General features: G+C 71.4%; 16 protein-coding genes. 12 read left to right on the plus strand and 4 right to left on the minus strand.

Translation table 11 applies throughout. The features are described 5' to 3' along the window. Positions 1-25: 25 nt before the first annotated feature. Positions 26-2,470, plus strand: a complete 2,445-nt coding sequence (locus AL2_RS39225; protein ID WP_083946638.1) for a non-reducing end alpha-L-arabinofuranosidase family hydrolase — start codon at positions 26-28, stop codon at positions 2,468-2,470. Positions 2,471-2,689: 219 nt separating this feature from the next. Here the strand turns inward: AL2_RS39225 and AL2_RS17815 are convergent, their stop codons facing one another. The 3 genes from AL2_RS17815 to AL2_RS17825 form a co-directional block, all read right to left on the minus strand. Beyond that, on the minus strand, positions 2,690-3,220 hold the full coding sequence (locus AL2_RS17815) for a gluconokinase (protein ID WP_067635006.1): 531 nt from the start codon (positions 3,218-3,220) through the stop codon (positions 2,690-2,692). 2 nt (positions 3,221-3,222) lie between these two features. Continuing rightward, entirely contained in the window at positions 3,223-3,804 is a 582-nt protein-coding gene (locus AL2_RS17820; protein WP_067635007.1) for an isochorismatase family protein, read from the minus strand. 63 nt (positions 3,805-3,867) lie between these two features. Beyond that, entirely contained in the window at positions 3,868-5,220 is a 1,353-nt protein-coding gene (locus tag AL2_RS17825) for a nicotinate phosphoribosyltransferase (protein WP_067635008.1), read from the minus strand. Positions 5,221-5,349: 129 nt separating this feature from the next. Between AL2_RS17825 and clpS the strand changes: the two genes are divergently transcribed. The 11 genes from clpS to rdgB all read left to right on the plus strand — a co-directional run bounded on the left by clpS (position 5,350) and on the right by rdgB (position 12,194). Continuing rightward, positions 5,350-5,646, plus strand: coding sequence for an ATP-dependent Clp protease adapter ClpS (clpS, locus tag AL2_RS17830; RefSeq protein WP_067635327.1), 297 nt, complete (start codon positions 5,350-5,352; stop codon positions 5,644-5,646). A gap of 4 nt (positions 5,647-5,650) precedes the next feature. Continuing rightward, a complete protein-coding gene (locus AL2_RS17835; protein ID WP_067635009.1) occupies positions 5,651-6,190 on the plus strand; it encodes a DUF2017 domain-containing protein in 540 nt (179 codons plus the stop codon). A 10-nt stretch (positions 6,191-6,200) separates the two neighbouring features. After that, entirely contained in the window at positions 6,201-6,620 is a 420-nt protein-coding gene (locus AL2_RS17840) for a M67 family metallopeptidase (RefSeq protein WP_067635010.1), read from the plus strand. Between the two features lie 43 nt (positions 6,621-6,663). Further along, positions 6,664-6,786 carry a hypothetical protein gene (locus AL2_RS39770; RefSeq protein ID WP_281181599.1) on the plus strand — a complete coding sequence of 41 codons (123 nt, stop codon included), beginning with the start codon at positions 6,664-6,666 and terminating at the stop codon, positions 6,784-6,786. Between the two features lie 94 nt (positions 6,787-6,880). Beyond that, a complete protein-coding gene (locus AL2_RS17845; RefSeq protein WP_067635011.1) occupies positions 6,881-7,153 on the plus strand; it encodes a MoaD/ThiS family protein in 273 nt (90 codons plus the stop codon). A 17-nt stretch (positions 7,154-7,170) separates the two neighbouring features. Further along, complete coding sequence (locus tag AL2_RS17850) at positions 7,171-8,118, plus strand: PLP-dependent cysteine synthase family protein (RefSeq protein WP_067635012.1); 948 nt, start codon at positions 7,171-7,173, stop codon at positions 8,116-8,118. Positions 8,119-8,226: 108 nt separating this feature from the next. Continuing rightward, positions 8,227-9,021, plus strand: a complete 795-nt coding sequence (locus AL2_RS17855; RefSeq protein ID WP_067635013.1) for a thioesterase family protein — start codon at positions 8,227-8,229, stop codon at positions 9,019-9,021. Positions 9,022-9,171: 150 nt separating this feature from the next. Continuing rightward, positions 9,172-10,056, plus strand: coding sequence for a glutamate racemase (murI, locus tag AL2_RS17860; protein WP_067635014.1), 885 nt, complete (start codon positions 9,172-9,174; stop codon positions 10,054-10,056). Between the two features lie 31 nt (positions 10,057-10,087). Beyond that, entirely contained in the window at positions 10,088-10,837 is a 750-nt protein-coding gene (locus AL2_RS17865; protein ID WP_067635328.1) for an MBL fold metallo-hydrolase, read from the plus strand. A 20-nt stretch (positions 10,838-10,857) separates the two neighbouring features. Next, on the plus strand, positions 10,858-11,577 hold the full coding sequence (gene rph, locus AL2_RS17870) for a ribonuclease PH (protein WP_067635015.1): 720 nt from the start codon (positions 10,858-10,860) through the stop codon (positions 11,575-11,577). Further along, positions 11,574-12,194: an RdgB/HAM1 family non-canonical purine NTP pyrophosphatase gene (gene rdgB / locus AL2_RS17875; protein ID WP_067635016.1), complete on the plus strand. Its 621-nt coding sequence runs from the start codon at positions 11,574-11,576 to the stop codon at positions 12,192-12,194. Before rph ends, rdgB begins: the two co-directional genes overlap by 4 nt. 106 nt (positions 12,195-12,300) lie before the next feature. Here rdgB and AL2_RS17880 read toward each other — a convergent pair whose 3' ends face one another. Further along, positions 12,301-12,735 carry a hypothetical protein gene (locus AL2_RS17880; RefSeq protein WP_067635017.1) on the minus strand — a complete coding sequence of 145 codons (435 nt, stop codon included), beginning with the start codon at positions 12,733-12,735 and terminating at the stop codon, positions 12,301-12,303. Between the last annotated feature and the right edge of the window lie 28 nt (positions 12,736-12,763).

Below are 12,763 nucleotides of genomic sequence, written 5' to 3' on the forward strand. Positions count from 1 at the left end.
GTGCTTCAGTTATGGAGGCTCAGGAGTGAGCACCCGAGAAATACCCTCACCCGGGATACGACGATCCGTCAGCCGCTTCCGCCGCGCCCTGGTCGCCCTTGCCCTCGGCGTCGCCGGGATGACGGCCGTGGCGCTGGCGGTGGCGGTTCCTTCGAATGCCGCTGCGAGTACGCTCGGCGCGGCGGCCGCGCAGAGCGGGCGGTACTTCGGCACCGCCATCGCCGCCGGCAAGCTCGGCGACTCGGCGTACACCACGATCGCGGGCCGCGAGTTCACCATGGTGACGCCCGAGAACGAGATGAAGATCGACGCCACCGAGCCCCAGCAGGGCCAGTTCAACTTCAGCGCCGGTGACCAGGTCTACAACTGGGCGATACAGCACGGGATGCAGGTACGCGGCCACACGCTGGCCTGGCACAACCAGCAGCCCGGCTGGATGCAGAACCTCAGCGGCAGTTCCCTGCGCCAGGCGATGATCAACCACATCAACGGCGTGATGGCCCACTACAAAGGCAAGCTCGCCTACTGGGACGTGGTGAACGAGGCCTTCGCGGACGGCAACTCGGGAGGCCGCCGCGACTCCAACCTGCAGCGCACCGGCAACGACTGGATCGAGGTCGCCTTCCGCACCGCGCGCGCCGCCGACCCGAACGCCAAGCTCTGCTACAACGACTACAACATCGAGAACTGGACCTGGGCCAAGACCCAGGGCGTCTACAACATGGTCAAGGACTTCAAGCAGCGCGGCGTGCCCATCGACTGCGTCGGCTTCCAGTCCCACTTCAACAGCGGCAGCCCCTACAACAGCAACTTCCGCACCACCCTGCAGAACTTCGCCGCCCTGGGCGTCGACGTGGCCATCACCGAACTGGACATCCAGGGCGCCTCGGCCACCACCTACGCCAACGTGACCAACGACTGCCTCGCCGTCTCGCGCTGCGTCGGCATCACGGTCTGGGGCGTGCGGGACAGCGACTCCTGGCGGTCCGGCGACACCCCTCTTCTCTTCGATGGCAACGGCAATAAGAAGCCCGCCTACACCTCCGTCCTGGGCGCCCTGAACGGCGGGTCATCCTCCACTCCGACCCCGACCCAGACCCCGACCCAGACCCCGACCCCGACCCCGACGCCCGGCGGCAGCGGGCAGATCAAGGGCGTCGCCTCCGGCCGCTGCCTGGACGTGCCCAACGCGAGCACGACCGATGGCGTCCAGGTGCAGCTGTGGGACTGCAACGGCAACAGCAACCAGGAGTGGACCTACACCTCCGCCGGCGAACTCAAGGTCTACGGCAACAAGTGCCTGGACGCCGCCGGCACCGGCAACGGCACCAAGGTCCAGATCTACTCCTGCTGGGGCGGCGACAACCAGAAATGGCGCGTCAACTCCGACGAGACCATTGTCGGCGTCCAATCCGGTCTGTGCCTGGACGCGTCCGGCCAGGGCACCGGCAACGGCACGCAGATCCAGCTGTACTCCTGCTGGGGCGGCGGCAACCAGAAGTGGACCGGCCTGTCGGACACGACAGAGACCCCCACGCCGACCCCGACTCCGACCCCGACGGGCACGTGCTCTCTTCCATCGGCGTACCACTGGACGTCGACGGGTGTCTTGGCGACGCCTCAGCACGGCTGGGTCTCGCTCAAGGACTTCACCAACGTCGTCTACAACGGCAAGCACCTGGTCTACGCGTCGAACGTGTCGGGATCGTCGTACGGGTCGATGGCCTTCAGTCCCTTCACGAACTGGTCCGACATGGCTTCGGCCGACCAGATCGGGATGAGTCAGGCCGCGGTGGCGCCCACGCTGTTCTACTTCGCGCCCAAGAACATCTGGGTGCTGGCGTACCAGTGGGGTGCGTGGCCCTTCATCTACCGGACGTCCAGCGACCCCACCGACCCCAACGGCTGGTCCTCGCCGCAGGCGCTGTTCACCGGGAGCATCTCCGACTCCAGCACCGGCCCGATCGACCAGACGCTGATCGCCGACGATTCGAACATGTACCTGTTCTTCGCCGGCGACAACGGCAAGATCTACCGGGCGAGCATGCCGATCGGGAACTTCCCGGGCAGCTTCGGCTCGTCGTACACGACGGTGATGAGCGACTCGACGGCCAACCTCTTCGAGGCGGTCCAGGTCTACAAGGTCCAGGGGCAGAACCAGTACCTGATGATCGTTGAGGCGATGGGCGCGAACGGGCGGTACTTCCGCTCGTTCACGGCCTCCAGCCTGAGCGGTTCGTGGACTCCGCAGGCCAGCAGCGAGAGCAACCCGTTCGCGGGCAAGGCCAACAGCGGCGCCACCTGGACCAACGACATCAGCCACGGTGATCTGGTCCGCAGCAACCCTGACCAGACCATGACCATCGATCCCTGCAACCTGCAGTTCCTCTACCAGGGCAAGTCCCCGAGCGCCAGCGGCCCCTACGACCAGCTGCCGTGGCGTCCGGGTCTGCTGACGCTGCAGCGCTAGCCCGCGCGATCGGTGATCGCGCGCCGGTGGCCACCGGCGCGCAGGCGAGCCGGGTGCCCCTTCCGCAAAGGAACCGACGGTTTCGAGCCGATCAGGTTCCCGCGCGGGAGGGCCACCCGGCCGCGCTCGTCACCCGCCTCGTCCAGGCCACCGAACCGGGCACGCCCGCGTAGCGATCACCCGAGGCCGTCAGCCCAAGGGCGCCCCCGCGTCGCCGTCCTACAAGGGGTGGCCGGTGGGGGACAGGTTCAGGGCCTTGATGATGTGGGCGACCGTGTCTTCCGGCGTGCCTGTTATGGGCGCCAGGAGGACGTCTTCGTCCGGGGCCGGCTTCTCCAGGTCGGCGAACTGGGTGTCCAGGAGCGTTTCCTTGAAGAAGTGGCCCTTGCGGGACTTCATGCGGGCGGCGATGAGTTCGCGGTCGCCGTCCAGGAGGACCATCGCTATCTCGGGTCTGCCGCCGGCCAGGAGGTCGCGGTACCTGCGTTTCAGGGCGGAGCAGGTGACCACGCCGGAACGGCCGGTGGCCAGGCGCTCGGTGATCCAGGCGGCGATGGAGCGGAGCCAGGGGAGGCGGTCGGCGTCGGTGAGGGGGTGGCCGGCGCGCATCTTGGCGATGTTGGCCTCGGAGTGGAACGCGTCCGCCTCGGCGTACTCCCAGCCGAGGCGTTCGGCGAGCAGGGTGCCGATGGTGGTCTTGCCGCTGCCGGACACGCCGGCGATCAGGATGACCTTGGGGGGATTCGGCATGGTCAGGCGTTCACCACCGGGGCGCCCGACAGGGTGACGCCTTCGGTGCGAAGTTCGTCGAGGGCGTGGTCGACGGTGGCCTTGCTTACGCCGGCGGTGAGGTCCAGGAGGACGGTGGTGCGCAGGCCCGTGCGGGCGGCGTCGACGGCGGTGGCGCGGACGCAGTGGTCGGTGGCGATGCCGACGATGTCCACGGTGTCGACGCCGCGGGCGGTCAGCCAGTCGGCGAGGGGCGTCTCGTCGTCGGAGGCGCCCTCGAAGCCGCTGTAGGCGGCCTCCTCGCGGCCCTTGCTGAAGACGGCCTCGATGGGGGCGAGGGCCAGGTTGGGGTGGAAGTCGGCGCCGGGGGTGCCGATCACGCAGTGCGGCGGCCAGGAGTCGACGAAGTCGGGTTCGTCGGAGAAGTGGTGGCCCGGGTCGAGGTGGAAGTCCCGCGTCGCGACGATGTGCGCGTAGTCGGGCCGGTGACCGGCCACGTGCGCGGATATGGCGGTGGCCACGTCGGCGCCGCCGCCGACGGCCAGCGAGCCGCCCTCGCAGAAGTCGTTCTGCACGTCCACGATGATCAGAGCCTTCTTGCCCATGACCGCTCCCTGTTACCGGTTGCCCCGGAACCGACCGTACCCCAGGCCCGCGTGGATACGGCGTTATGGGCGGGGCCCGCCGTCGACGAATTCGGTGGGGACGGCGGGCTCGCCGTTGGAGAGCTGGGTCGCGGTGGGCGGCAGTTCCGAGATCGCGTGCGCGTGGCGTTCCCTGGCCTTCTGGAGCGACTCGCGTCCGACGATCTCGCCGTCGCGGACGAGGGGGGTGTGCAGGAGGCGGTCGCGGGGGCCGTGGACGGGTTCGCCGGTGGACACCGTTTCCGCGTAGGCCGTGCCGTGGCCGTCGATCCGGCGCACGGCCTTCTTGCGTCCGCCTCGGCTCGGCTTGCCCGGGGAGCGCTTCGCGACCGGGCGCATGGGCGCGGAGTCGTCCGGGCCGTCGCAGCGGGCGACCAGCTTGTAGACGAGGGACGCGGTGGGCGCGCCCGAGCCGGTGACGAGGGACGTTCCCACGCCGTAGCCGTCGACCGGGGCGGCGGCGAGGGCGGCGATGCCGTACTCGTCCAGGTCGCCGGTCACCACGATGCGGGTGTCGTGCGCGCCGAGCGAGTCGAGCTGGTCGCGGACGCGGCGGGCCATCACGCCGAGGTCGCCGCTGTCGAGCCGGACGGCGCCCAAGGACGGCCCGGCGAGCTCGACGGCGGTGCGGACGGCCCGTTCGACGTCGTACGTGTCGACCAGGAGCGTCGTGCCGGAACCGAGCGAGGCGAGCTGCGCCTCGAACGCGTGCCGCTCGCTGTCGTGCAGGAGGGTGAACGAGTGCGCGCTCGTCCCGGCGGTCGGGACGCCGTACAGCCGGCCGGCCTCCAGGTTGGACGTGGTGGTGAACCCCGCGATGTAGGAGGCGCGGGCGGCGGCGACGGCGGCGCGCTCGTGGGTGCGCCGCGACCCCATCTCGATGATCGGGCGGCCCTGGGCCGCCTGCACCATCCGGGACGCGGCCGACGCGATCGCGCTGTCGTGGTTGAGGATGGACAGCGCGAGCGTTTCGAGCAGGACCGCTTCGCCGAACGTCCCCTCGACCACCAGGATCGGCGATTCCGGGAAGTAGCAGTCGCCCTCGGCATAGCCCCAGACGTTCCCGGTGAAGCGGTACTTCTCCAGCCATCGCACCGTGGGCTCGTCCACGATGCCGTTGGACGCGAGGAAGTCCAGCTCGGCGGGGTCGAAGCGGAACGCCTCGATGGCGTCCAGCAGGCGCCCGACGCCCGCGACGACCCCGTAGCGGCGTCCCGCGGGCAGGCTGCGCGCGAACACCTCGAACACCGCGCGGCGGCCGGCGGTGCCGCTGCGCAGCGCGGCCTGCAGCATGGTCAGCTCGTACTGGTCGGTCAGCAGCGCGGTGCCGTCACCAAGGTCCACAAGTGGAACCCTAAGCCCGACTGTGGGCACCATGGATGTGTGGGCCCGCCCACCCGGCGGGGGAGCGGCGCATAGCATCGGGTGGGGTGGGCGAACCTACACAGCGAACGGCAGCGCGCAGAGAGTTCGCGAAGAAAGGGGGCGATCCGGGCAATGAGCGCCATGAGCGCGGCGCCCGCACCGGTCGAGCTGGAACGGCCGGACGCCGAGGAGGACCTGAGCGCCGACCGGCCCTGGCTGGCGATCGTCTGGAACGACCCGATCAACCTGATGTCGTACGTCACGTACGTGTTCCAGGCCGTGTTCGGCTACCCCAAGACGAAGGCCGAGAAGCTGATGCTCGACGTCCATCACAAGGGCCGCGCGGTCGTGGCGAACGGGACCCGCGAGGAGATGGAGCGGGACGTGGAGATCCTGCACTCCTACGGGCTGTGGGCGACAGTGAAACGGGACGACTGAGCCGATGACCGACGTGCGGAAGACCCGCGGAGGCGTCCGGGTGCGGCTGGAGTCCGAGGAGGCCGCGCTGCTGCGCGCCCTCATGGAGCAGTTGCTCGCGCTGATCGGCGACGCGCCCGCCGCGGACGACGAGCTGGCCGCGATGGGCATCGCCGAGAACGCCGCGAAGCCCGACGACCCGGTCCTGGCGCGGCTGTTCCCGGACGCCTACCGCGACGACGGCGAGGCGGCGGGGGAGTTCCGCCGCTACACCGAGATGGGCCTGCGGGACGGCAAGCGCGAGGCCGCCGGGCTGGTGCTCGGCGCGCTGACCGACGACGGCGCCGACATCGTCCTGGACGACGAGCAGGCGCAGGGCTGGCTGCGGGCGCTGAACGACGTCCGGCTGGCGCTCGGCACCCGGCTCGACGTCACCGAGGAGTGGTACGAGGAGGCGAGCACCATGGACCCGCAGGATCCGCGCGTCTCCCTGTTCGCCGTCTACGACTGGCTGACGATGCTGCAGGAGAGCCTCGTCCAGATCCTCTGGGAGCCGTTGCCTTAAGCTCGGGGCCATGCTGACGATCGAGCGCGCTCTCGTTGACAAGATCATCGCGCACGCGCGTGCCGACCACCCGGACGAGGCCTGCGGCATCATCGCCGGCCCGGCCGGTTCGGACCGTCCCGCCCGGTACGTCGCCATGGAGAACGCCGAGAGGTCCCCCACCTTCTACCGGTTCGACTCCCGGGAGCAGCTGAAGGTGTGGCGGGAGATGGACGACCGCGACGAGGAGCCGGTGGTGATCTACCACTCGCACACCGCCACGGAGGCGTACCCGTCCCGCACGGACATCTCCTACGCGTCCGAGCCGAACGCCCACTACGTGCTCGTGTCGACCCGCGAGGACGACGAGACCGAGTTCCGGTCGTTCCGGATCGTCGACGGCGAAGTGACCGAAGAAGAGGTCAGGGTCGTGGACGTCTACGAGGCGTAAGCCGGAACGGATCGGGATGGTCGCGGCCGGTAAACTGGTCGACATGTGGACGAGCGGGCATGAGACGGGCGGTGCGCGGCGGCGTGCCGGGTCCGCCGCCGTGCCACCCGTGCAGAGCTTCCTGTTCGGGCACTCGCGCGCCGAGGTCGTCTACGACTGTCGCTGACGCGCTGATCACGCCCGGAATCATCCCGCTGCCCGCCCGGTTGCAACGCCTGAGGGCGGGGAGCCCCCGTACGACGTAGAAGGAGATCACCGCGATGGCGATCGAGGTCCGGATCCCGACGATCCTGCGCAACCTCACCGACGGCGCGAAGGCCGTCGAGGGCAAGGGAGGCACGCTGGACGAGCTGTTCAGCGACCTGGAGAGCCGGCACGCCGGCCTGCGCGACCGGCTGGTGGACGGCAACGGGCTGCGCAAGTTCGTCAACGTCTACCTGAACGACGAGGACGTGCGCTTCCTCGGCGGGCTGGAGACGCAGGTCGCCGACGGCGACAACGTCACCATCCTGCCGGCCGTGGCCGGCGGCTGAGCCGGGCACGGACGAGCATGCGCTTCGACTCGCTACTGGACTCGCTCGGCCGCACGCCGCTGGTCGGCCTGCCGCGGCTGTCGCCGGGCGAGGACGTCCGCATCTGGGCCAAGCTGGAGGACCGCAACCCCACCGGCTCGGTGAAGGACCGCCCCGCCTTCTACATGATCGAGAAGGCGGAGAAGGACGGGCTGCTGACGCCGGGCTGCACGATCCTGGAGCCGACGTCCGGCAACACCGGCATCTCCCTCGCCATGGTCGCCAAGCTGCGCGGCTACCGGATGGTGTGCGTGATGCCGGAGAACACCTCCGCCGAGCGCCGCCAGCTGCTGGAGATGTGGGGCGCGGAGATCATCTCGTCCCCGGCGGCGGGCGGCTCGAACGAGGCCGTCCGGGTGGCGAAGGGGCTGGCGGCGGAGAACCCCGACTGGGTGATGCTCTACCAGTACGGCAACGAGGCCAACGCGCTCTCGCACTATGAGACGACCGGCCCGGAGATCCTGGCGGATCTGCCGACGATCACGCACTTCGTCGCCGGGCTCGGCACCACGGGCACGCTGATGGGCGTCGGCCGGTTCCTGCGCGAGCGGGTGCCGGACGTGAAGATCGTCGCGGCGGAGCCCCGGTACGGCGACCTCGTGTACGGGCTGCGCAACATCGACGAGGGATTCATCCCCGAGCTGTACGACGACACGGTGCTGACGACCCGCTTCTCCGTCACCTCCGGGGACGCGCTGCGCCGCACCCGCGAACTGCTGGAGCAGGAGGGCATCTTCGCGGGCATCTCGACCGGCGGTGCGCTGCACGCGGCGATCGGCATGGCGAAGAAGGCGGTGAAGGCCGGTGAGCGGGCCGACATCGCGTTCGTCGTCGCGGACGGCGGCTGGAAGTACCTGTCCACCGGCGCGTACGGCGGCACGCTGGAGGAGGCCGAGGCCCGCCTCGAAGGGCAGCTCTGGGCCTGACCCGGTCCGTGTGGCACCCTGCCCGGCACGGTAGAGTTCGTTTTCGAACGTGATTCTAGAACCGGGCCGGCGGGACGTCCGCGCCCCGGTCGACGTGGGAGTGTGCGGATGAGCGGGTTCGGCGAGGCGACCGCCGTCGAGCGGGTCGGCGACGGCCGGTACGAGGTCGACCTGGACGCGGGCTACGCCATCGGCGAGGCCCTCAACGGCGGCTACCTGATGGCCGTGCTCGGCCGCGCCGCCGTGGACGCCTCCCCGCACGCCCACCCCGTCTCGACCGCGGCGAACTTCCACCGCGTCGCGAAGGCCGGCCCCGCGCAGGTGATCGTCGACGTCCGCAAGACGGGCCGCACCGCCGCCTCGGCGCTGGTCACCCTCGTCCAGAACGACAGCCCGGTCGTGGACGCCCTGGTCACCACCGGCACCCTCGACGCGTCCGCCGAACCCGCCTACGCCGGCGCCGCGCCCGCCACCCCGGTGCCGCCGCTCGACGCGTGCACGGAGTTCCGGCCGCCCAGCGGCGGCGGCTTCGCCGACACCGTCGACATGCGCTTCGACCGGACGACGATGGGCTGGCTGGACGGGCAGCCGACCGGCAGCCCCGAGATCCGGGCCTGGTTCCGGCACCACGACGGCTACGAGATCGACGCCTACTCCCTCGCCCTCGCCGTGGACGCGCTGCCGCCCGTCGCGCTGAACCTCGGCGCGCAGGGCTGGGCGCCGACCGTCGAGCTGACCTGGCACATGCGGGCCGTCCCGGCGCCCGGCTGGCTCGCCGTGCACGGCACCGGGCGGCTGCTCGCCGGCGGCTGGTTCGACGAGGAGGTCGAGGTGTGGGACACCGCCGGCCGGCTCGTCGCGCAGAGCCGCCAGATCGCCCGCGTCCCGCGCACCCGCCCCTGACCTCGCGGACCGATTCACCGGCGTTTCGCCCGGCCCGACGACCGGAACGCGCGCGCATCCCGTGACCAGGACGGTTTTCCGGGGCGTTACGGTGTGATGTCCGACGCATGACGCACCTGCGCGGGGCCGTGTCGCCTAGCCTTGTGCACCATGTCAGATCCATCCGGGGGGGACGGCCTCCCAGACGCTCCCATCGGGATCTTCGACAGCGGTTTCGGCGGGCTGACGGTGGCCCGAGCCATCCTGGACCAGCTCCCGAACGAACCGATCATCTACCTGGGCGACTCGGCCCGCCAGCCGTACGGGCCGCGCCCCATCGCCGAAGTCCGCGCCTTCGCCCTCGACATGCTCGACCAGCTGGTGGACGAGGGCGTGAAGATGCTGGTGATCGCCTGCAACAGCGCCAGCTCCGCGATGCTGCGGGACGCCCGCGAACGCTACGCCGTCCCGGTCGTCGAGGTCATCAACCCCGCGACCCGGCGCGCCGCCCGCGCCACGTCCAACGGCCGGGTCGGGCTGATCGCCACGCAGGCCACCGTGACCAGCCGCGCCTACGACGACGCGTTCGCCGCCGCCCCGCACATCGAACTGGTCAGCGCCGCCTGCCCGCGCTTCGTCGAGTTCGTCGAGGCGGGCGTGACGATGGGCGGGGAGCTGCTGGAGGAGGCCCGCGGCTACCTGCGCCCGATCGTGGACGCGGGCTGCGACACGCTCATCCTCGGCTGCACGCACTACCCACTTTTGACGGGCGTCATCTCGTATGTCGTCGGAGACGGGGTCACACTGGTCTCAAGCGCCGACGAGACCGCCAAGGACGTGTACCGAGTGCTGCACGATCGGGGGCTGGCCCGCGCCGAGGCGACGCCCCGGCCGCGGCACCGTTTCCGTGCGACCGGGGACCCCGCCGTGTTCGCCGAGCTCGGCCGCCGCTTCCTCGGGCCGGAGATCGGCTCGGTGGAGCCCGCACCGGCCGGGGCCGCGTCTGCCGAGGCCGCGTCTGCCGAGGCCGCGCCGGACAAGGCATTGACCACCTGATTCCTCGGGGACTCTAAGAGGAGGAGTGAGCGTGCGGGTCACAGTGATCGGCTGCGCCGGCAGTTTCCCTGGGCCGGACAGCCCGGCGTCCAGCTACCTGATCGAGGCGGAGGGCTTCGCGCTCGTGCTCGATCTCGGCAACGGGGCGCTCGGGTCGCTGCAGCGGTTCCGCTCGCTGTACGAGATCGACGCCGTCTGCATCTCGCACCTGCACGCCGACCACTGCCTGGACCTGTGCGGGTACTGGGTGGCGCGCACCTACCGGCCGGGCGGCCCCGCGCCGAGGATCCCGGTGCACGGGCCCGCCGGCACCGCCGCCCGCATGGCCCGCGCGTACGACCTGGACCCCGTCCCCGGCATGACGGAGACGTTCGACTTCCGCACCCTCCGCAGCGGCCCCTACGACATCGGGCCGTTCCGCGTCACGACCGCGCTGATGCCGCACCCGGTGGAGGCGTACGCGTTCCGCGTCGAGCACAACGGCAAGGCCCTCGCCTACTCGGGCGACACGGGCCCGTCGGACGCGCTGGTCGAGCTGGCCGCGGGCGCCGACCTGTTCCTCTGCGAGGCGTCCTTCCTGGACGGGCCGGGCCACCCGCCCGAGCTGCACCTGACCGCCCGGGAGGCCGCCGAGCACGCCGCCCGCGCCGAGACCGGACGGCTCGTCCTCACCCACCTCGTCCCGTGGAACGACCAGGACCTGTCCCTCAAGGAGGCCAGGGCGGCGGGCTACGACGGGGACATCGAGCTGGCACGCGTGGGGGCCCGGTACACGCTCTGAGTCCCGCTAGGGTTGGGCGCATGGCTCGCCCCGATGATCGCGCTTCAGACCAGCTCCGTCCCGTCACGATCCAGCGCGGATGGCTCGACCACGCGGAGGGCTCGGTGCTCATCGAGTTCGGCGCGACCCGCGTGCTGTGCGCCGCGTCCGTGCAGGCGTCGGTGCCCCGCTGGCGGCGCGACAGCGGCCTCGGCTGGGTCACCGCGGAGTACGCGATGCTGCCCCGCGCCACGAACACCCGCAACGACCGCGAGTCCGTCAAGGGCCGGGTCGGCGGGCGCACCCACGAGATCTCCCGGCTGATCGGCCGCTCGATCCGCGCGTGCCTGGACCTGAAGGCGCTCGGCGAGAACACCGTCCAGCTCGACTGCGACGTCCTGCAGGCCGACGGCGGCACCCGCACCGCCGCGATCACCGGCGCGTACGTCGCGCTCGCCGACGCAGTGGGCTGGATGCGGGAGCGCAAGCTCCTCAAGGGCGACCCGCTGACCACCTCGGTGTCGGCGGTCAGCGTCGGCGTCGTCGACGGCGAGGCCCGCCTCGATCTCTGCTACGAGGAGGACTCCGCCGCCGGCACCGACATGAACGTCGTCTGCACCGGCGACGGCCGGTTCGTCGAGGTGCAGGGCACCGCCGAGGGCGCCCCGTTCGACCGCGCCGAGCTGGACGCGCTGCTCGACCTCGCCGCCGGCGGCTGCGCCGAGCTGACCCTGCTGCAGGAGAAGGCGCTCGGCCGATGACCCGGATCGTCCTCGCCACCCACAACAAGGGCAAGGTCGCCGAACTGCACCGCATTCTCGGCGACCTCGACGTCGTGGGCCTGGACGAGTTCCCGGGCGCCCCCGACGTCGCCGAGACCGAGCTGACCTTCGCGGGCAACGCGTTCCTGAAGGCCCGCGCGATCGCCGCGTTCACCGGCCTGCCCGCCGTCGCCGACGACTCCGGGCTGTGCGTGGACGCGCTGAACGGCATGCCGGGCGTCCTGTCCGCGCGCTGGTCGGGCCGCTTCGGCGCCGCCGCGGACGACCGCGACGCCGCCAACCTGGAGCTGCTCCTCGACCAGATCTCCGACGTCGCCGACGACCGGCGCGGCGCCGCGTTCGTGTGCGCGGCCGTCCTCGCCACCCCGGACGGCGTCGAGCGCTCCGTCGAGGGGCGCATGCACGGCGCCGTGATCCGCGAGCCGCGCGGCACGGGCGGCTTCGGCTACGACCCGGTCTTCGTCCCGGACGGCGAGACCCGCACGACCGCCGAGATGGCCGCGGCCGAGAAGGACGCCATCAGCCACCGCGGCAGGGCCTTCCGCGAGCTCGCCGGCATTCTCCCGGACGCGCTGGCGGCGGCCGGCCGCTCCTGAGCCGTCCGCAAGAAATCCCGGGCGCGTGACAACCTGCCGGGGCCGGGCGGGGGTTATCGGGGGTGTAAGGAAACTTTCCCCCGAGGAGCAACATGACCGACAAGGGTCACATCCGCCGCGGCCCGCTGCTCGCGCTGGCCGGGCTCGGCGCGGCGGGACTCGTCGCCGCGGGCGTCTGGCTGGCCGCCGGTTCGGACTCGTCGCCGGACGCGAGGCCCGTCGCCGCCCAGGACGCGGTGGCCCCCGCGCGGACGCCGTCGCCGGTGCCTTCCACGCCGTGCCGGGTCCCGGAGCCTGCGCGGACGGAAAGCCCGACGCCCGTGCCGAGCCCGCCGCCGTCGCAGCGCCCCGGGCACGCGCGGTCGGAGAGTGCTACGCCGGTGCCGACGGTGAGCGCTACGCCGGTGCCGACGGAGAGTGCTACGCCGGTGCCGACGGAGACCGCCGTGCCGGTGCCGTCGCCGACGCCCTGCGAGGAACCGCCGACCGCCACGCCGCCGGTGCCGGCCCCGACGGCGCGGCCGGCACCGCCGACCGCCACCCCGTCCCCGGCGCCGCCCGGGTACGAG

It is taken from the genome of Actinomadura latina NBRC 106108 (assembly GCF_001552195.1).
Lineage (GTDB): Bacteria > Actinomycetota > Actinomycetes > Streptosporangiales > Streptosporangiaceae > Spirillospora > Spirillospora latina.

Coding starts and splice junctions, on each gene's coding strand:
- AL2_RS17815 (WP_067635006.1), bottom strand. CDS start 3,220: ATGCCGAATCCCCCCAAGGTCATCCTGATCGCCGGCGTGTCCGGCAGC.
- AL2_RS17820 (WP_067635007.1), bottom strand. CDS start 3,804: ATGGGCAAGAAGGCTCTGATCATCGTGGACGTGCAGAACGACTTCTGC.
- AL2_RS17825 (WP_067635008.1), bottom strand. CDS start 5,220: ATGGTGCCCACAGTCGGGCTTAGGGTTCCACTTGTGGACCTTGGTGAC.
- clpS (WP_067635327.1), top strand. CDS start 5,350: ATGAGCGCGGCGCCCGCACCGGTCGAGCTGGAACGGCCGGACGCCGAG.
- AL2_RS17835 (WP_067635009.1), top strand. CDS start 5,651: ATGACCGACGTGCGGAAGACCCGCGGAGGCGTCCGGGTGCGGCTGGAG.
- AL2_RS17840 (WP_067635010.1), top strand. CDS start 6,201: ATGCTGACGATCGAGCGCGCTCTCGTTGACAAGATCATCGCGCACGCG.
- AL2_RS39770 (WP_281181599.1), top strand. CDS start 6,664: ATGTGGACGAGCGGGCATGAGACGGGCGGTGCGCGGCGGCGTGCCGGG.
- AL2_RS17845 (WP_067635011.1), top strand. CDS start 6,881: ATGGCGATCGAGGTCCGGATCCCGACGATCCTGCGCAACCTCACCGAC.
- AL2_RS17850 (WP_067635012.1), top strand. CDS start 7,171: ATGCGCTTCGACTCGCTACTGGACTCGCTCGGCCGCACGCCGCTGGTC.
- AL2_RS17855 (WP_067635013.1), top strand. CDS start 8,227: ATGAGCGGGTTCGGCGAGGCGACCGCCGTCGAGCGGGTCGGCGACGGC.
- murI (WP_067635014.1), top strand. CDS start 9,172: ATGTCAGATCCATCCGGGGGGGACGGCCTCCCAGACGCTCCCATCGGG.
- rph (WP_067635015.1), top strand. CDS start 10,858: ATGGCTCGCCCCGATGATCGCGCTTCAGACCAGCTCCGTCCCGTCACG.
- rdgB (WP_067635016.1), top strand. CDS start 11,574: ATGACCCGGATCGTCCTCGCCACCCACAACAAGGGCAAGGTCGCCGAA.